This window comes from Aeromonas enteropelogenes, assembly GCF_000819845.1.
In the GTDB taxonomy this organism is placed as follows: domain Bacteria; phylum Pseudomonadota; class Gammaproteobacteria; order Enterobacterales; family Aeromonadaceae; genus Aeromonas; species Aeromonas enteropelogenes.
Genome location: NZ_CDCG01000034.1, coordinates 96,726 through 114,644, shown reverse-complemented (window position 1 = coordinate 114,644; position 17,919 = coordinate 96,726). Strand labels below are relative to the sequence as shown.

At 63.7% G+C, this 17,919-nt stretch carries 14 protein-coding genes; 6 read left to right on the top strand and 8 right to left on the bottom strand.

The features are described 5' to 3' along the window. Positions 1 to 74: 74 nt before the first annotated feature. A complete protein-coding gene (locus BN1123_RS12295; protein WP_042027328.1) occupies positions 75 to 1,082 on the top strand; it encodes a substrate-binding domain-containing protein in 1,008 nt (335 codons plus the stop codon). Positions 1,083 to 1,156: 74 nt separating this feature from the next. On the opposite strand, the gene BN1123_RS12290 is transcribed toward BN1123_RS12295, so the two are convergent. Genes BN1123_RS12290 through BN1123_RS12280 form a run of 3 tightly spaced genes read right to left on the bottom strand, consistent with a single transcriptional unit; the run spans position 1,157 to position 4,124 of the window. Next, the gene (locus BN1123_RS12290) at positions 1,157 to 1,798 is read right to left on the bottom strand and encodes a bifunctional 4-hydroxy-2-oxoglutarate aldolase/2-dehydro-3-deoxy-phosphogluconate aldolase (RefSeq protein ID WP_042027308.1); all 642 of its coding nucleotides are present in this window, start codon (positions 1,796 to 1,798) and stop codon (positions 1,157 to 1,159) included. Between the two features lie 23 nt (positions 1,799 to 1,821). Then, a complete protein-coding gene (gene edd, locus BN1123_RS12285; RefSeq protein WP_042027307.1) occupies positions 1,822 to 3,618 on the bottom strand; it encodes a phosphogluconate dehydratase in 1,797 nt (598 codons plus the stop codon). Further along, positions 3,615 to 4,124: a gluconokinase gene (locus tag BN1123_RS12280; RefSeq protein WP_026456630.1), complete on the bottom strand. Its 510-nt coding sequence runs from the start codon at positions 4,122 to 4,124 to the stop codon at positions 3,615 to 3,617. Before BN1123_RS12280 ends, edd begins: the two co-directional genes overlap by 4 nt. Positions 4,125 to 4,369: 245 nt before the next feature. Between BN1123_RS12280 and gntU the strand changes: the two genes are divergently transcribed. The 4 genes from gntU to BN1123_RS12260 all read left to right on the top strand — a co-directional run bounded on the left by gntU (position 4,370) and on the right by BN1123_RS12260 (position 11,584). Next, positions 4,370 to 5,710, top strand: a complete 1,341-nt coding sequence (gene gntU / locus BN1123_RS12275; protein WP_026456631.1) for a gluconate transporter — start codon at positions 4,370 to 4,372, stop codon at positions 5,708 to 5,710. 152 nt (positions 5,711 to 5,862) lie between these two features. Continuing rightward, entirely contained in the window at positions 5,863 to 7,212 is a 1,350-nt protein-coding gene (pssA, locus tag BN1123_RS12270) for a CDP-diacylglycerol--serine O-phosphatidyltransferase (RefSeq protein ID WP_025202387.1), read from the top strand. Between the two features lie 192 nt (positions 7,213 to 7,404). Then, a complete protein-coding gene (recG, locus tag BN1123_RS12265) occupies positions 7,405 to 9,474 on the top strand; it encodes an ATP-dependent DNA helicase RecG (protein WP_042027306.1) in 2,070 nt (689 codons plus the stop codon). Positions 9,475 to 9,505: 31 nt separating this feature from the next. After that, positions 9,506 to 11,584, top strand: a complete 2,079-nt coding sequence (locus tag BN1123_RS12260) for an AsmA family protein (RefSeq protein WP_042027305.1) — start codon at positions 9,506 to 9,508, stop codon at positions 11,582 to 11,584. A 45-nt stretch (positions 11,585 to 11,629) separates the two neighbouring features. Here BN1123_RS12260 and BN1123_RS12255 read toward each other — a convergent pair whose 3' ends face one another. Further along, positions 11,630 to 12,550 (bottom strand): bifunctional GNAT family N-acetyltransferase/hotdog fold thioesterase, encoded by a 921-nt coding sequence (locus BN1123_RS12255; protein ID WP_026456896.1) that lies wholly within the window; start codon positions 12,548 to 12,550, stop codon positions 11,630 to 11,632. Positions 12,551 to 12,601: 51 nt separating this feature from the next. Here BN1123_RS12255 and BN1123_RS12250 point away from each other — a divergent pair, with 51 nt between their 5' ends. Then, complete coding sequence (locus BN1123_RS12250) at positions 12,602 to 13,282, top strand: spermidine synthase (protein ID WP_042027327.1); 681 nt, start codon at positions 12,602 to 12,604, stop codon at positions 13,280 to 13,282. Here BN1123_RS12250 and dtd read toward each other — a convergent pair. The 4 genes from dtd to BN1123_RS12230 form a co-directional block, all read right to left on the bottom strand. Further along, a complete protein-coding gene (gene dtd, locus BN1123_RS12245) occupies positions 13,271 to 13,708 on the bottom strand; it encodes a D-aminoacyl-tRNA deacylase (RefSeq protein ID WP_042027303.1) in 438 nt (145 codons plus the stop codon). The two genes, BN1123_RS12250 and dtd, sit on opposite strands and share 12 nt — an antisense overlap. A gap of 86 nt (positions 13,709 to 13,794) precedes the next feature. Continuing rightward, on the bottom strand, positions 13,795 to 14,667 hold the full coding sequence (locus BN1123_RS12240; protein ID WP_026456899.1) for a virulence factor BrkB family protein: 873 nt from the start codon (positions 14,665 to 14,667) through the stop codon (positions 13,795 to 13,797). Between the two features lie 163 nt (positions 14,668 to 14,830). Beyond that, positions 14,831 to 16,087, bottom strand: a complete 1,257-nt coding sequence (locus tag BN1123_RS12235) for a malic enzyme-like NAD(P)-binding protein (RefSeq protein WP_042027301.1) — start codon at positions 16,085 to 16,087, stop codon at positions 14,831 to 14,833. 179 nt (positions 16,088 to 16,266) lie between these two features. Continuing rightward, positions 16,267 to 17,700, bottom strand: coding sequence for a DUF2867 domain-containing protein (locus BN1123_RS12230; RefSeq protein WP_042027300.1), 1,434 nt, complete (start codon positions 17,698 to 17,700; stop codon positions 16,267 to 16,269). Between the last annotated feature and the right edge of the window lie 219 nt (positions 17,701 to 17,919).

Here is a 17,919-nt window from a genome sequence, read left to right as displayed (position 1 = left end):
ACTACGGTTTCATATGCTGACTTTGTCCGGTAAAAACGGTAATGTTACACGTAACATCCATGCTGGACACCGACATGACGACCACCCGTAAGCGCCGCCCCACCCTGCAAGACATCGCCGACCTGACCGGCGTGACCAAGATGACCGTCAGTCGTTACCTGCGGGATCCCCAGACCGTGGCCGAGGGGACCCGGGAGCGGATCGCGGCGGCGGTGGAGGAGCTCGGCTACATCCCCAACCGGGCGCCGGATATTCTCTCCAACGCCACCAGCAAGGCGATCGGCATTCTGATCCCCTCCCTCTCCAACCAGGTCTTCTCGGCGGCGATCCACGGCATCGAGTCGGTGACTCGACCCGCAGGCTACCAGACCCTGCTTGCCCACTATGGCTACAACCCGGAACGGGAAGAGGAACAGGTGGCCTCCCTGCTCTCCTACCATGTGGATGGTCTCATCCTCTCCGACAGCCAGCATACCGAGCGCACCCGCAAGATGATCGCCACCGCCGGCATTCCGGTGGTGGAGACCATGGATCTGCCACAGGATCCCATCGACATGGTGGTCGGCATGGATCACAAGGCCGCTGCCCGGGCCATGGTAACAGAGATGCTGCTGCGCGGCCGCCGCAAGCTGGTCTATCTCGGGGCCCGCCTCGACGTGCGCACCCAGTTGCGGATGGAGGGCTACTACCAGGCGATGGCGGATTTCGGCCTGGAGGGGCGCCACCTGCTGACCGAGCAGTCCTCCACCTTCACCCTGGGGGGCGAGCTGCTGGACCTGGCACTGGTGCGCTACCCCGATCTGGATGGCCTGTTCTGCACCAACGATGACCTGGCGGTCGGCGCCCTGTTGCAGTGTCAGGCGAAGTGGATCCCGGTCCCCCAGCAGATCGCCATCGCCGGCTGTAACGCCCTCGACATCGGCCATGCCATGACCCCCAAGCTGGCCAGTATCGCCACCCCCCGCGAGGCGATCGGCCGCGAGGCGGCCACCATGCTGCTGGCGCGGCTCGATGGCAAAGCCCTGGCGGAGACCCGCAAGGACATGGGGTTCACCCTCTATCTTGGTGAGAGCCTGGGGTAAATCGCCCGCACTGCGCCATAAACAGAACAGGCCACCCGAGGGTGGCCTGTCAGCTTGGCAAGCATGATTATCTGTCAGCGAGTCGCCAGTTCGACCGCTTCGCGGGAGAGGCGGGTCACTTCTTCCCAGTTGCCGCTCTTGACCGCATCGGCCGGCAGCATCCAGGAACCGCCGACGGTGGCGACACACTTGAGTGCCAGATAATCGGCCACGTTCTTCGGACCGATACCGCCGGTGGGACAGAACTTCACCTGGGGCAGCGGCGCGGCGATGGCGGAGAGCGCCTTGGTGCCGCCATTTGCCTCGGCCGGGAAGAATTTCAGGTGGTCATAGCCCGCTTCCAGCGCCTGCATCACCTCGGACGGAGTGGCTACCCCCGGGATCAGCGGGGCCGTGCTGTTGGCCGCGTGGGCCAGCAGCGCCGGGGTCATGCCCGGGGAGATGACGAAGCGGGCACCGGCGGCCACGGCGGCATCAAACTGCGCGCAGTTGAGCACGGTACCGGCACCGACCATGGCATCCGGCATCGCCTTGGCGATAAGGGCAATCGCATCGAGCGCGACCGGGGTACGCAGGGTGATCTCGAACACAGAGATGCCGCCATCGAGCAGCGCCTTCGCCATCGGCAGCGCCTGCTCCAGTTCGTTGATGACCATCACGGGTACCAGCGGGGAGGCGGCAAACACCTCGGCTGGGGTCACTTTCCAGTTCTGCATAGCTCTTCCTTAGTCAAAGGCTCTTAGTCAAAAATAGTGGCGCCACACTCGGCGCTCGATACCGCGCGACGCATCACGCTAAACAGTTCACGGCCCCACCCCTCTTGCTCCAGAGTGAGGTCAATCTCGGCCTGGGTACGGCCGCTCAAATCGGTCAGGCAGTCGAGACGGCCGGATTCGGCATCCACCCGCAGCAGATCACCGTCTTGCAGCAGGCCGATGGCCCCGCCGTGCAGCGCTTCCGGGGTGACGTGGATGGCGGCCGGGATCTTGCCGGAGGCGCCGGAGAGACGACCGTCGGTGACCAGCGCCACCTTGTAGCCCGCCTTCTGCAGGTTGCCGAGCACCGGCATCAGCTTGTGCAGCTCCGGCATGCCGTTGGCGGCCGGGCCGTTGTGGCGCACCACGATGACGGCATCCTGATTGAGATCCCCCGCCTTGTAGGCCGCCTCCACCGCATGCTGGGAGGAGAAGACCCGGGCAGGCGCCTCGATGACGCGGTATTCGGGGGCAACTGCAGAGACCTTGACCACGGCGCGGCCCAGATTGCCCGCCAGCAGCTTGGTGCCGCCGGTGGCCTGGAATACGGCCCCCGAGGGGGACAGCACGCTCGGATCCCGGCTCTCGCCGACCGGTTGCCATACCAGCTTGCCATCGACCAGTGCAGGACGAGTGAGGTAGTCCGCCATCTCGCCAAACGCCGGCACGGCGTCCATGTTGAGCAGATCGGCCTCGGCCAGCCGGCGCATCAGGCCCGGCACGCCACCCGCCTGTTCGAAGGCGTTCACGTCAGCCGGACCATTCGGGTACATGCGAACCAGCAGTGGCACAACATCGGAGAGATCACTGATATCGTCCCAGGTCAGCACCAGGCCGGCGGCGCGGGCCAGCGCCACCATGTGGATGCTGTGGTTGGTGCTGCCGCCGGAGGCGAGCAGGGCCACCAGGCCGTTGACCAGGGAGCGTTCGTCGATCACCTTGCTCAGCGGACGATAAGCCGCAGAGCCCGGGATCATGGCGCTGATGCGGCGGGCGGCTTCGTCGGTGAGGGCCCGGCGCAGCTCGCTGTGGGGATGCACGAAGGCGGAGCCTGGCAGCATCAGGCCCATGGCCTCAAATACCAGCTGGTTGGTATTGGCGGTACCGTAGAAGGTGCAGGTACCGGCCGAATGGTAGGCGCCGCACTCCATCTTCAGCAGGGCATCGCGCCCCACCTCGCCGGCGGCGTACTGCTGACGCACCTTCACCTTCTCGTCGTTACTGATGCCGCTCGCCATCGGGCCGGCCGGCACGAAGGCGGTCGGCAGATGGGCATGGGAGAGCGCCCCCATGATCTGACCCGGCGCTATCTTGTCGCAGATGCCGAGCAGCAGAGTGGCATCGAAAGTATTGTGAGAAAGCGACAGCGCGGTAGCCTGGGCGATGAGATCACGAGAGAACAACGACATGTCCATCCCCGGCTGGCCCTGAGTCACGCCGTCACACATGGCGGGCACGCCGCCGGCCACCTGGGCGCTGTGGCCCAGCTCGGCCAGCGCCGCCTTGATCTGATCCGGATAGCCCTGATAGGGCTGATGGGCGCTCAACATGTCGTTGTAGGCGGTAACTATGCCCACGTTGGCGCGGGTCATGTCGAGAATGCGTCCCTTCTCGTCACAGCTGGAAGCGGCGACGGCGTGGGCCAGGTTGCCACAGGCCAGGGCAGCACGGGTCTTGCCCTGCTCGGCCTGACGTTGAATGCGGGCCAGGAAGGCCTGGCGACGGCTGACACTGCGCTCGCGGATGCGGGCAGTGACCTCTGAGATGACGCTGTGTGTCATTCGGCTTGCTCCAACGCGGTGACGGCGCGGTCAACAACCTGTTCGAAGGTGCCGTCTATATCGATATGGAAGACCCCTGCCTCGCCATCCGGGCGCTCCAGGGTATCAAACTGACTTTGTACCATGCTTTCCCGCATGAAGTGGCCCTTGCGAGCCCGCATGCGTTCAAGGATCAGAGGCTGGTCGCCATCCAGGAACAGGAAGCTGACCGACTCGTTGCCCTCGCGGATCTGGTCGCGGTACTGCTTTTTGAGGGCGGAGCAGACGATGACACCCACCTCGTTCTTCTGTTCCAGGCTGTAGGCCGCATCGCGGATCCGCTCCAGCCAGGGAGCGCGATCCTCATCGTTGAGAGGGGTGCCACCGGCCATCTTCTGGATGTTGGCTTTCGGGTGCAGATCATCGCCATCGATGAACTTGGCCCCCAGTGCCTCGGCCACCTTGAGACCGACGCTGGACTTGCCGCTGCCACACACTCCCATCACGATAATGCACTTACCCGCCATAATTTGACCTCTGTCCCACTTTTCAAAAAACCAGCTGTTGATGGGTTCTAATCTAACACGTTACCGGTAACATGTTACCGGTAACTACAAAAAATGTGAAGCCGGCCACAGACAGTAACCCATACTCTCCGGCCTCGTGCGAAATGCCACAGACCAAAACATATATATAAATAAATCATGATGTTATGTTTGGTGCTGAGTCCTGCGGCATTGCCACTGAACAACTAAAAAAGGAACAGAGAACAATGTCGGATATCTCTTTGATCATGACGGCAGCCGGGTCCATCGTGCTGCTGCTCTTCCTGGTGATGAAGGCCCGGTTGCACGCCGTCGTCTCCCTCATCCTGGTCTCCATGGTGGCGGGTCTGGCCGCCGGCATGAACCCGGCCGATATTGCCGCCACCATCCAGAAAGGGATGGGCGGCACCCTGGGCTTCGTGGCCGTGGTGGTAGCGCTCGGCGCCATGTTCGGCAAGGTGATGGAAGTGACCGGCGCCCTCGACCGGGTGGCACATACCCTGCTTGGCAAGTTCGGCGTCAAGCGCGCCAACTGGGCCATGGCGTTGACCGGCTTCGTCTGTGCGCTGCCGCTCTTCTTCGACGTGGCCGTGGTGCTGCTGATCGGGGTGGCGTTTGCCATCGTGCGTCGTGGCGGCGGCAGTGTGGTGAAGATCGGTATCGCCCTGCTGGCGGGCATCGCCACCTGCCAGGCCTTCCTCATCCCGGCGCCGGGCCCCATCCTGGTGGCCTCCCAGCTGGGTGCCGATTTTGGCTACATGATCCTGTTCGGCCTGATCGCCGCCGTGCCGGCACTGATCCTGGCAGGCCCGCTGTTCGGTGACTTCATCAGCAAGATCGTCGACGTGCCGCTGCCCGCCGATGCCCAGAACAGCGTCCATGACGACAGCAAGTCCCTCCCCTCCTTCGGGCTGGCCATGGGCCTCATCGGTCTGCCGCTGCTGATGATCGGTCTCAAGACCATCGTTGGTCGCTTCGTCGAGACAGGTTCCACCCTGCACGGCTGGCTGGAATTTGTCGGCCACCCCTTCACCGCCATCATGGTCGCCTGTCTGGCCGCCTTCTATCTGCTGGGCATTCGTCGCGGCATGTCCCGTGACGAGGTGATGAACGTTTGCAACAGCGCCATCCAGCCCGCCGGCGTCATCATCCTGGTGACCGGTGCCGGTGGCGTGTTCAAGCAGGTACTGGTGGATTCCGGTGTGGGCGCGGCTCTTGGCAACATGCTGGCGGACTCCGGCCTGCCCATCGTCGCCCTGGCCTTCATCCTGGCCGCCGCGGTGCGGGTCATCCAGGGTTCTGCCACCGTGGCCATGCTGACCGCCTGCGGCCTGGTGCTGCCGATGCTGGAGCCGCTGGGTCTGAACGGTGCCCAACTGGCCGCCGTGACCATTGCCATCGGCGGTGGTGCCATCGTGCTCTCCCACGTCAACGACTCCGGTTTCTGGCTGGCCAACCGCTATCTGGGCCTCTCCGAGAAGCAGACCCTGCAGACCTGGACCGTGATGGAAACCATCATCGGCACCACAGGCGGCGTGATGGCGATGATCATCTACAGCTTCCTCTAAACGTTGCTGTCATCCCCCGGAAAAAGGCCTCCTTCGTGAGGCCTTTTTCATCTTTCTGACGATTCTTTCTTTGGCTGGAAGGGCGAGATTGCTAGAATCGCCTATTCATCGCTCCGAGTGGAACGCTTAACCCCGTGATTTCAGGTTTCTCTATGCATTCATCGGCCCATTATCGACAACTGCTTGCACGCCTGCCCCAGATCGCCGTCGCGGCGGATCAGTTTGAAGTGCTCTACAGTGCCCAGGATTTCAAGCGCCGCATTCTTGCGCTCATCGCCAGCGCTACCCGCCGCATCTATCTGGTCGCGCTCTATCTGCAGGATGACGAAGCCGGACGGGAGATCCTCGCCGCCCTCTACGCCGCCAAACAACGCAACCCTGCTCTCGACATCAAGGTGTTCGTCGACTTCCACCGCGCCCAGCGCGGCCTGATCGGCAAGGGCAAGCAGGGGGGCAACCACCTGATGTATCAGGAGATGGCCGACCGCCACGAGCACAAGATCGAAATCTACGGCGTGCCCGTCAAGGGACGCGAGCTGCTCGGTGTACTCCACCTCAAGGGCTTCGTCTTCGACGACGTGGTGCTCTACTCCGGCGCCAGCCTCAACGACATCTATCTGCACCAGCAGGATCGCTACCGCTTCGACCGTTACCACCAGATTGCCAGCCCCGAGCTGGCCCGCAGCCTGGTCAACTATGTGGACGACCAGTTCGTGAAGAGCGAGGCGGTGCAGCGCCTGGATCGCACCGACATCCCCAGCGCCAAGCAGCTAAAGGGGCCGATCCGCCGCTTCAAGCAGCAGCTGCGCCGCAGCCAGTACCGCTTCGAGAGCACCCCGGTCAACACCCAGGAGGTGGCGATCACACCGCTGGCCGGTCTGGGCAAGCGAGGCAACCAGCTCAACCAGATGATCCGCAACCTGGTGCGCGCCACCGAGCGGGAGATCTTCATCTGCACCCCCTACTTCAACCCGCCCAAGGAGTTGAACAAGGATATCGAGGAGCTGCTGGCCCGCGGCTGCAAGGTGACGATCGTGGTGGGCGACAAGACCGCCAACGACTTCTTCATTCCGCCGGAGGAGAAGTTCTCCACCATCGGCGGCCTGCCCTATCTCTACGAGACCAACCTGCGCAAGTTTGCCGAGCGCAACCAGCATCACATCGATGATGGCCGTCTCAACCTGATGCTCTGGTGCTGCGAGCGCAACTCCTACCATCTCAAGGGGATCTTCGTGGATGACGAGTGGGCCCTGCTCACCGGCAACAATCTCAACCCCCGCGCCTGGGCGCTGGATCTGGAGAACGGCCTGCTGATCCACGACCGTCGCCACCTGTTGCGTCCCCAGTTCAACGCCGAGCGCGAGAACATCCTGACCAACACCAAGCGGATCAGCCACTTCGACCAGGTAGAGCAGATCAAGGACTACCCGGATCAAGTGCGCAAACTGCTGGCCAGGATCCACAGGGTCAAGGCCCATCTGCTGCTCAAGCGCATCATCTGACGCGAGGCGCTACCGCCCCTTCGCAGCCTGCCACAAGGCCTGCCATTCCCGGCAGGCCTTGCTCAAAAACGGCCCCGACCAGCCTCTTTCACCTGTTTCATCCCATCCTTGCCACGGCAACGCGGCTTGCGCCGCAACATCAATAGCCCCTATTATCTGGACATATTTACAGTGTTTTCGGGCATCTAATTGATGAAATTGGATAAAATTCCTCTCGATAGCCTCAAGGGTGTCGGCAGCAAGATGCTGGAGAAACTCGAGCGGCTGGGGCTGGCCACGGTGCAGGATCTGCTGTTCCACCTCCCCCTGCGCTACGAGGACCGCACCCAGGTGTGGCCCATCGGCGATCTGCCGCCCGGCCTGCACGGCGCCGTCGAGGGCGAAATCCAGGACACCCAGCTGGTGATGGGGCGCCGCCGCATGCTGGTCTGCCGCATCAGCGACGGCACCGGTACCCTGACCCTGCGCTTCTTCAATTTCACCGCCGCCCAGAAGAACAGCCTGGCCCAGGGTCGGCTGATGCGCTGCTTCGGCGAGGTGCGCCCCGGCAAGTACGGGCTGGAGATGGCCCACCCCGAATACAAGCTGCTCGGCGACGATCAGGCGGGCCAGACCGAATCTGCCCTCACCCCCGTCTATCCGACCACAGAGGGGCTGCGCCAGCTCACCCTGCGCAACCTCACCGATCAGGCGCTGGCCCAGCTCGACCTCTACGGGGTGGAGGAGCTGCTGCCCGCCGGCCTCTACCCCCATCAGATTGAGCTGGCCGCCGCCCTGCGCCTGCTGCACCGCCCGCCCCCCTCGGTGGCGCTGCCGCTGCTGGAAAACGGCCAGCATCCGGCCCAGCAGCGACTGGTACTGGAGGAGCTGCTGGCTCACAACCTCTCGGTGCTCAAAGTACGCGCCCAGTCGCAAACCCAGCTGGCACGGGCTCTCAAACCGGCCCCCAAGCTGCTCGAACAACTGCTCGGCGCCCTGCCGTTCAAACCGACCGGAGCCCAGAGCCGGGTGGTGGCGGAGATAGGTAAGGATCTGCAGCAGAGCCACCCCATGATGCGGCTGGTGCAGGGAGACGTGGGCTCCGGCAAGACCCTGGTGGCGGCCCTTGCCGCCCTGCAGGCCATCGGCAACGGCTGTCAGGTGGGGCTGATGGCACCGACTGAACTCTTGGCCGAACAGCACGCCATCAACTTCGCCAAGTGGCTGGAACCGCTCGGCATCCAGGTCGGCTGGCTGGCGGGCAAGCAGAAGGGCAAGGCGCGGGAGGAGGCGCTGGCCGCCATCGCCGATGGCAGCGTCAAGATGGTGGTGGGCACCCACGCCATCTTCCAGGAGCAGGTGGTGTTCCAGCGTCTGGCGCTGGTGATCATCGACGAACAGCACAGGTTTGGCGTGCACCAGCGCCTGGCCCTGCGCGAAAAAGGGGAGCGGGAGGGAGTCCATCCCCATCAGCTCATCATGACCGCCACCCCCATCCCTCGCACCCTGGCGATGACCGCCTATGCCGACCTCGATACCTCGGTCATCGACGAGCTGCCGCCGGGCCGCACCCCCATCACCACAGTGGCGCTACCGGACAGCCGCCGCCAGGACGTGATCGAGCGGGTCAGGCTCGCCTGTACCGAGGGCAAGCAGGCTTACTGGGTCTGCACCCTGATCGAGGAGTCCGAGGTGCTGGAGTGCCAGGCCGCCGAAGACACTGCCGCCGAGCTGCAAGCCTTGCTGCCCGGTCTGCATATCGGCCTGGTGCACGGCCGGATGCGACCGGTCGAGAAGCAGCGGGTGATGGAGGAGTTCAAGGCGGGTATTTTGCAGTTGCTGGTCGCCACCACCGTCATCGAAGTGGGGGTGGATGTGCCCAACGCCAGCCTGATGATCATCGAGAACCCTGAGCGGCTGGGGCTGGCTCAGCTGCATCAGCTGCGCGGCCGGGTCGGCCGGGGGGCGGTGGCCTCCCATTGCGTGCTGCTCTATCATGCTCCCTTGTCCAAGACGGCCCAGAGCCGGCTCGGGGTGCTGCGCGAGACCAATGACGGCTTCCTGATCGCCCAGCGCGATCTGGAGCTGCGCGGCCCGGGGGAACTGCTCGGCACCCGTCAGACCGGGCTGGCCGATCTCAAGATTGCCGATCTGGTGCGCGACCAGCCGCTTATCCCCCAGGTACAGAAGATGGCGCGCTTCCTGATGGATAAGCACCCGAGTCACGTCGAGCCCCTGATCCGCCGTTGGCTGGGACTGCGGGACCACTACTCCAACGCCTGATCACGCAAACAGAAACAGGAGGAAAGCACTCATGAATTCCTGGCTACGCGGCCTGCTCTACACCTTCGCCTTCCTGCTGTTGTTTGTCTGGGTCGCCCTCGGGCTGTTCGACGCCGAACGGGCCAAGGGGCCCATTGCCAGCTGGATCAGCCAGCAGACCGGCGTACCCGTCACCATAGGCCGGCTGGTGTTCAATCCGCTCCACCCCTATACCCTGCTGGCCGAACAGGTGCGCTACGGTGATGCGGTCACCCTCGACAAGCTCTATCTGGAAATCGAGGATATCGACTGGCTCAACCGGGACGTGCGCATCGCCCATCTCGATCTCATTCGCCCGGCCATCAAACTGCCGCTGCCGAACCGGCTGCCAGACTTGCCGATCCGCTCCCTCACCATCGCCGACAGCACCATAGATCGCCTCAGCCTGCAGAGTGATGCCCTGACCCTGCGCGGCCTCAACGCCACCCTGAGCGACTGGGAGCTTATCGACCCGAAACGCCAGCCACAGGCTAACCTGACCCTCAACATAGGCCAGCTGGAGACACCGCAATTCACCTTCGCCCGCCTCAATCTGAAGGGGCGGCTGGAAGGGGAGGTACTATCCAGCGACAAGCTGATCACCAACCTGTTCGACGGCCTGCTGGAGACGGGTCTGGTACTGGACTGGCCCGCCCGCAGCCTGCAACTGCGCGATCTCAAGGCACGCGGCATGCGGGTCGAGCTGGGGGATCTGGCACAACATCCCCTCCCCCTGCGCCAGGTCAGCCTGGATCGGGGCCAGTTCGACGAGGTGAGCATCAACGACATCAGGCAGGAGCTCGCCTTCAACAACTTCAGCGGCCAGCTGACCGCCTTCAACTGGCAGGCGGGCAACCAGCCGAGCGGCTATCTGGCCGGCACCCTGGGTGACATGGGGCGCGGCCTGTTCCAGCTGGAAGCCATCAAGGGCAAGCTCACCTTCTCCCCCCTGCAGATCGAGGGCGAACTGCAGGGCAAGGCCTACGAGGGGGAGTTCAACCTGGAGCTGGCCCTCGATAGCCAGCAGCAGAAGCTGACTTTGAAAGACATAGCCCTGAGCGGCATGGACATCAGCCTGCCCCAGGGGTGGTGGCAGGATTGGCAGAGCTGGCGACCACAGCAGATCGACATCCGAAAGCTGGCGTTTGACAAGCTCAAGGTACTCTCCTTCGATGACAGCCTGCCCCTGTCGCTGACCGGCTGGCAGCTCTACCTGACCGACTTGAGCCTGCGAGGCAACCAGCCCGGCCCCCTGTTCGGTCGCGCCCGCGTCGAGAGCAAGTGGTTCGAGCTGGTGTGGGATGGCCTCAGTGCCCGTAACGGCGAGCTGGATGGGGAGCTGACCCCCAGCACCTGGCAGCTCGACAAACTCACCAGTTCGCTGCCGGATGAGGGAAGCCTCACCCTGAATGGCCAGTGGGGACGGGAGCCGGGCCAGCTCAGCCGCCTGCAACTGAACGCCACCAGGCTGGATCTGGATCAGTGGGGCAAGATACTGCACTCCCCCGTCTCCTTCGCGGGCAAGGCGGATCTCAGCGCCGATCTGCAGGCGACGCACGGCAAGAGCGCCGGCGAGTGGCGCAGCACCCTGCAGGGAAGCTTCGCCCTCGACGCCGACGAGCCCTTCTGGGACAAGGTGAAGATAGATCCCCTGCTGGATGAGTGGTTCAAGGGGGCGACCCCGCCCACTCTCACCCCGGAGCAGCTGTGGCAAGCGATGCAGGAGGGGGATACCCCCTTCTACCGCATCAGGCTGCAAGGCAAGATCGAAAATGGCCAGCTGAGCGTCGAACAGGCGGGCGCCTCCACCATCACCCACCTGCTGGCCCTGCAGGGGGGGATCGACCTGGTCAACGAACAGTGGCAGCTGGATCTGGGCGTGCTCAATGGCAAGCGCTGCGCCGAACTGACCGGTCAGTGGCGCGGACCGCTCTCGGCGCCAACCCTGACCTGGGCCTTCCCGCAGAAACAGGCGTCATGTGGCTGGGAGGTGGGTGTACGCTACCCCGCCCAGGGTCGCAGCGCCCCGCTCTGGCGACCGGAACCCGCGGCAAAAGCCCAGACCGGGCAGGAAGCGCCGGCAGAGCAGTAAACAACAAGGCCTCATCATGAGGCCTTGTTTGCATCGCACAACCGGTTACAGCACCGGCGCCTGACCGCGCCGCTTGATGGGTTGCACCACGTACTGGCCAACGAATTCCACCGCCAGCTTGTCACCGCTGAACAGCTTGATCTTGAGACTGAACTTGGCGGACTCCCCGCTCTTGAGCGGCTCCAGCACCGCAGGCATGCCCTCCCGGGCGACCCTCGCCTCCGGCTCCTCGTCGACTGGGCGGTAGTACTTGATGTTGCCCTCCGCCAGCACTATGTCCCCCATCAGCCCGGCCTCCTTGAGCTGCAGCCAGATCAGGCCCCAACCCGCCAGCACGCACTGGCTGTAGATGCTGCCGGCAAACATGGTGTCGTGCACATTGAGGTTGGCCGCCAGGTTGGCCTTGAGGTGGAAGGTCTGGCCGTCGTAGTGGGTGATGTGCATCCCCATCTTCTCGCTGATGGGAATCCCCCTGGACCAGCGGGTGGTGAGATCCTGGCACCACTCGGGGCGGTACTGGATGGTCTGCATGGGGGTCAGGGACTTGATCATCTGACGGTGCGGAATGCGACCGAAGGAGACGGGCCCTTCACCCACCTCGAGAAAGCCACACCTGCGGTAGAACTCCACCGCCTCCTGACGGGCGTTCATCACCAGTCGTTTGACCTTCTCGCTCAGGGCCAGTTGCTCGAGATCTTCCACCATGCGGGCGCCCAGCCCCTGGCCGCGATATTCCGGGCGCAGCGCCATGAAGCGGATCTGTGCCTCGTCACCGCCGACAAACAGACGGCCGACGGCAATGGGAGTACCATCGGGTGCCAGCATCAGGCGGTGAATGGCAACGGAGTCGTATTCGTCCCGCTCGGAACCGAGGGGCAGATTGAAGGGTTTACGCAGCAGTTCCCAGCGCAACTGATAATAGGCATCCAGCTCGGCTGCCGTCTGGGGGGTGACCACCCGGTACATAGTTCCATCCTTGAGTTACACTGGTCGAAAACCATCTTGCCGTGCAAATTCATGGACTTCAATCTGCAAGCGTACCAAGCCGATCACTTATTGCACCTCAGTGTCCAACCCCGGCGCCGCCTCTCGGTGCAGGAAAATGCCCACCATCGCTGGCTCGAAATCGACGGCGTGGTGCAATCCGCCATGTCACTGAACGACCCTGCGGCCCTCTGCCTGCCCCACCAGCAGGTGATCGCCTGCCTGCTGCCACAGCAGGCCGACAACATCCTCGAGCTGGGACTGGGAGGCGGCGATCTGACACGCCATATCCGGCGCCGCTGGCCCGCGGCCAGGCACGAATGCGTCGAGCTGGACGAGGAGGTGATCACCCTCTATCGCCAGTTTTTCCAGCATCCCGGGGAAGAAGATAACCGCGCCCCCCAGGTGCATCAGGCCGATGCCCTCGCCTTCCTCGAGCAGAGCGAGGCCAGCTACGACCTGGTGCTGCTCGATCTCTTCAGCCAGGATGGCAACCCGCTGCAGCTGTTTCAGGAGCGGATCTATCGGGCGCTGGCTCCCCGCCTGAGCGGGGATCTCATCGTCAATCTGCTGCCCCGCACCCGGCTCGAGCTGAGCCAGGCCCTGCTGCTGCTGGAGCAGTGGGTCGGCCCCACCACCCCCTATCCGGTGCCCGGCTTCGTCAACGTGATCGTCCACACCCGGCCACGCCAGGGCGACGAATCAGACCTGTAGCCAGAAGGTCACCGGGCCGTCGTTGACCAGCGCCACCTTCATATCGGCGGCAAAGCGCCCCGTCTCGGTCGGGATCTCCCCCGCCCGGGCCTTGGCCACGAAGTAGTCATAGAGCCGCTCGGCCTCCGCCGGATGGGCCCCACCGGAGAAGCTCGGGCGCATCCCCTTGCCGGTATCCGCCGCCAGGGTGAACTGGGAGACCACCAGCAGGCTGCCACTGGCCTGACCCACGTTGAGGTTCATCTTGCCGTTCTCGTCGGAGAAGATCCGGTAGCCGCTCACCTTGTGCAGCAGCTTGTCGGCCTTGGCCTCGTCATCCCCCTGCTCCACCCCGAGCAGCACCAGCAGCCCCCGACCGATGGCCCCGGTCACTTCTCCCTCTACCGTTACGCTGGCCTCGGACACCCGCTGAATCAATGCAATCACATCCCTCTCCTCTCAAAACAGAACGACCGCCCTTCGGGAAGGGCGGTCGTCGATGCTACCAATAAAACCGCCGGCAAGGCGATGGCTCAGGCCAGCTCCTCGTTCGCCGGTTTCTCGTATTCACCGAGGCAGGCCGTGGTTTCCGCGCCAAGCAATACCACCAGCCAGCTCAGATACACCCAGACAAACAGGATCGGAATAGTCGCCAGGGCGCCATAGATGGCCTGATAGGAGGGAAAGTTGGTGATGTAGATGGCAAAGCCGCGCTTGGCCAGCTCGAACAGGGTGGCCGCCACGAGGGCGCCAATGAAGGCGTGCACCAGCCGTACCTTGCAGTTGGGTACCACGGTATAGACCAGCAGGAAGGTGAGCACCGAGAAGAGGAACGGCAGGCTGCGCAGCAGCAGGTAGCCGGCGCCGAACAGACTCTCCTCCGACAGGAAGCGCAGCGACAGTATGTAGGAGGAGATGGCGATGCTGGCCCCGATGAGCACGGGCCCCAGGGTCAGGATCATCCAGTACATGGCGAATGCCTGGGCCAGCGGCCGGCTCTGGGTCGAGCGCCAGATGTAGTTGAGGTTCTTGTCGATGGCCGAGATCAGCATCAGGGCCACCACGATCAGGGCGCCGATCCCCACCGCCGTGGTGTTGGTGGCATTGGCCACGAAGCCGTCGATGTACTCCTTGACCATATCGCCCGCAGTGGGCACGAAGTTGTGGTAGACGAACCGCTCCATCTGCTGCTTGATGCTCTGGAATACCGGGAAGGCGGACATCATGCCGAACACCACGGCGATCATGGGCACCAGGGAGAGCAGGGTGACATAGGCGAGATAGCCAGCGGTCACCGTCAGCCTGTCCTGCTGGAAGCGGCCCCAGACAAACTGGATAAAGTGGCGGCCATCGTGGCGCAAGAAGGAGAGGGCGTGGGCCAAACGGCCGTGAATTTGCTGCTGCATCTTGATTCTCGTAAGCATCGTCATGCAGTCATTGTGTCAGAGGGGAGCGCTGTTTGACCACCTCTGCGCCCGGATTGACCTGTCGGCTCCTGCCCCCTTCACCCCCTCAGCCCAATCCTGCTTATAAAAAGACGGCCCCGATGACGGGGCCGTTTGCGCTGACTCAAGAGAGCATGTAGTCGGCAGGCAGTTCGGTGCGGGCGACGCCGGATTCCACCGCCGCCAGCGCCACGGCGCGGGCGACGCGCGGCAGCAGACGGGCATCCATCGGCTTGGGAATGACGTAATCCTTGCCGAAGGCGAGCTCGCTCACGCCGGCAGCAGTCAACACCTCGGCCGGTACCGGCTCCTTGGCCAGACCGCGGATCGCTTCGACCGCCGCAATCTTCATGGCGTCGTTGATACGGCTGGCACGGGCGTCCAGGGCGCCGCGGAAGATGAAGGGGAAGCAGAGCACGTTGTTGATCTGGTTCGGATAATCGGAGCGGCCTGTGCCCATGATGAGGTCATCGCGCACCCCGTGAGCCAGGGCGGGCTTGATCTCGGGATCCGGGTTGGAGCAGGCGAAGATCACCGGGTTGGGGGCCATCAGGGCCACCGCCTCGGCGGGCAGCACGTCCGGGCCGGAGACGCCGACGAATACGTCAGCCCCGTCGATCACCTCCATCAGGGTACGCAGCGGGGTGTCGTTGGCGAAGCGCTGCTTGTACTGGTTCAGATCGGTGCGACCGGTGTGGATGATGCCCTGACGGTCCAGCATGAAGATGTTGTGCGGCTTGGCGCCACACTTGATCAACAGCTCCATGCAGGCGGTGGCGGCAGCTCCCGCCCCCATGCAGACGATGCGGCTGCTGCCAATCTCCTTGCCCTGCACTTCCAGCGCATTGAGCAGGCCGGCGGCGGTGACGATGGCGGTACCGTGCTGATCATCGTGGAATACCGGGATGTCGCAGCGCTCGATCAGCGCCTGCTCGATCTCGAAGCACTCGGGAGCCTTGATGTCTTCCAGGTTGATGCCGCCGAAGGTATCGGCAATGGCGGCGACCGTGTCGATGAACTGCTGGCTGGTTTCGTGCTTCACCTCGATGTCGATGGCGTCGATACCGGCAAAACGCTTGAACAGCAGGGCCTTGCCCTCCATTACCGGCTTGGAGGCCAACGGACCCAGATTGCCCAATCCCAGGATGGCGGTGCCGTTGGAGATGACGGCCACCAGGTTGCCCTTGCCGGTATAACGGTAGGCATCGGCCGGGTTGGCGGCAATCTCGCGTACCGGCTCGGCCACGCCAGGGCTGTAGGCCAGCGCCAGATCGCGGGCGGTCTCGGCGGGCTTGGTGAGGGCGATGGCAATTTTGCCCGGTACGGGCTGAGCGTGGTAATCGAGTGCTTGTTGACGAAGATCGTGACGCTGATCGGACATGGGTGACCCCGATACGGATGTGAATGAGTGGTGCATTGGCTCGCCGATGGCGAGGGCTGGGGATCATAAAGAAAACCGGCGGGCTTTCACAGAGGAAAGTATCGCCATCATGGCGCCAACAAGCCAGTAATCAGCATGTCATACCAGTCAATAATACCTATTTAGTTATAGATATTGTTTCAATCCATGACGGGTATCCCCGCCATTGCCTCCGCCTCCCGGGCAATCGCCTCCGTCATCCCCTGAAAGATGAAGAGGTGGAACGGCAACATGGCGAGCCAGTAGGCCAGCCCCCAGGCCCCCTGCGGATGCCAGTGAGCCGTCACCTTGAGCCGGGTCAGGCCAGACTCCTCCGGCAGTATGTTGAACTCAAGCCGCCCGACACCGGGCGCCTTCATGTTGAACAACAGATCCAGCCTGCGCCCCTCGTCCACCCCGAGGATCTGCCAGGAGTCCAGCATGTCCCCCTTCACGAAACGATCCGGATTGGTGCGACCACGAGTCAGGGCCGGGCCACCGATCAGGTGATCCATCCATTCGCGCACCACCCACAGCTGGTTCATGTAGAAGTAGCGCTTCTCGCCCCCCAGCTGTTGCAACACCTGCCACACCACCTCGGGGGCGGCGAGACAGATGGCTTCCCCGCTGGCGGTGCGGTCATAGAAGCCGTATTCGGGATGGCGCCAGCGCAGACCGAGCGGCGTCTCTTCCCCCTGCTGTTCGGCCCCGAGCCGCTGCTCCAGCGCCAGGCTCTCCGTCAGCGCCTCATCGAAGCTGAGCAGAGTCTGCGGCAGCAGGGCCCGCAACGGACCGTCATCCGCCGGGATATCGTGCTTGAGGCCGCCCACCAGCGCCTTGGCCACCGGTTGCGGCACCGAGGTCACGAACTGCAGCCACCAGGCCGAGAGGCGCGGGCTCAGAAACGGCAGCGGCACTATTGGGCAGCGCTTGCCGATGTGGGCGGCGAACTTCTGCAACTGCTGCTGATAGCTGAGGAGCTCGGGGCCGGCGGCGTTGAAGATCTGGCCGTCCACCCCCTCAGCTTCCACCAGCCCCCCCAGATAGTGCAGCAGGTTGGAAAGCGCGATGGGGGGCGTGCGCGAGCGCACCCACTTGGGTGTCACCATCAGCGGCAGGTTGAACACCAGATCCCGCATCACCTCAAAGGCGGCGGATCCGGGCCCAATGATGATGCCGGCACGCAGCTCCACCGTCGGCACGCCGGCGGCGCGGAACAGCTCGCCGCAGTGACGGCGGGAGTTGAGGTGGCGGCTGTTGCACCGCTCCGGCTGAATGGCGCCGAGATAGATGATGCGGCGCACCCCGGCGGCCCATGCGGCGGCGGCGAAGTTCTTCACCCCCTGCTGCTCCAGCCGGTGAAAATCAGCCCCCGCCCCCATGGCGTGTACCAGATAGAAGACGGTATCTATGCCTGCCAGCGCCGATGGCAGGGTCGCAGGCTTGAGACTGTCGGCAAGACGAAACTCCACCCCGGGCGGCAGCCGGCAGGGACGCCGCGCCCCGGCAACCACCCTGTAGCCCAGCGTTTGCAGATGGGGCACCAAATAAGAACCTATATAACCCGCCGCCCCCATCACCAGACAATCACGCATCACCACCTCCGTCCCGCTCAATTCAGGCGCCGCCCAGCCGTCAGCAGAGCTCATACAGGGCGCCATCCCCATACCCGCATGCGGGCCTCACCATCATGCTGTCTGGCGGCCACTTTGCAACATCAAGATAACAGAGTCGCCGCTTAGTACGATTCGGTGTTAATCCCTCTTCTGCATGCGGTCGATAAATGACCAGGTGGATAGCGCCGAGGGCACAGG

Coding starts and splice junctions, on each gene's coding strand:
- recG (WP_042027306.1), top strand. CDS start 7,405: ATGAAATTGGATAAAATTCCTCTCGATAGCCTCAAGGGTGTCGGCAGC.
- BN1123_RS12260 (WP_042027305.1), top strand. CDS start 9,506: ATGAATTCCTGGCTACGCGGCCTGCTCTACACCTTCGCCTTCCTGCTG.
- BN1123_RS12235 (WP_042027301.1), bottom strand. CDS start 16,087: ATGTCCGATCAGCGTCACGATCTTCGTCAACAAGCACTCGATTACCAC.
- BN1123_RS12290 (WP_042027308.1), bottom strand. CDS start 1,798: ATGCAGAACTGGAAAGTGACCCCAGCCGAGGTGTTTGCCGCCTCCCCG.
- BN1123_RS12250 (WP_042027327.1), top strand. CDS start 12,602: ATGGACTTCAATCTGCAAGCGTACCAAGCCGATCACTTATTGCACCTC.
- BN1123_RS12255 (WP_026456896.1), bottom strand. CDS start 12,550: ATGTACCGGGTGGTCACCCCCCAGACGGCAGCCGAGCTGGATGCCTAT.
- pssA (WP_025202387.1), top strand. CDS start 5,863: ATGCATTCATCGGCCCATTATCGACAACTGCTTGCACGCCTGCCCCAG.
- edd (WP_042027307.1), bottom strand. CDS start 3,618: ATGACACACAGCGTCATCTCAGAGGTCACTGCCCGCATCCGCGAGCGC.
- BN1123_RS12280 (WP_026456630.1), bottom strand. CDS start 4,124: ATGGCGGGTAAGTGCATTATCGTGATGGGAGTGTGTGGCAGCGGCAAG.
- BN1123_RS12240 (WP_026456899.1), bottom strand. CDS start 14,667: ATGCAGCAGCAAATTCACGGCCGTTTGGCCCACGCCCTCTCCTTCTTG.
- BN1123_RS12230 (WP_042027300.1), bottom strand. CDS start 17,700: ATGCGTGATTGTCTGGTGATGGGGGCGGCGGGTTATATAGGTTCTTAT.
- gntU (WP_026456631.1), top strand. CDS start 4,370: ATGTCGGATATCTCTTTGATCATGACGGCAGCCGGGTCCATCGTGCTG.
- BN1123_RS12295 (WP_042027328.1), top strand. CDS start 75: ATGACGACCACCCGTAAGCGCCGCCCCACCCTGCAAGACATCGCCGAC.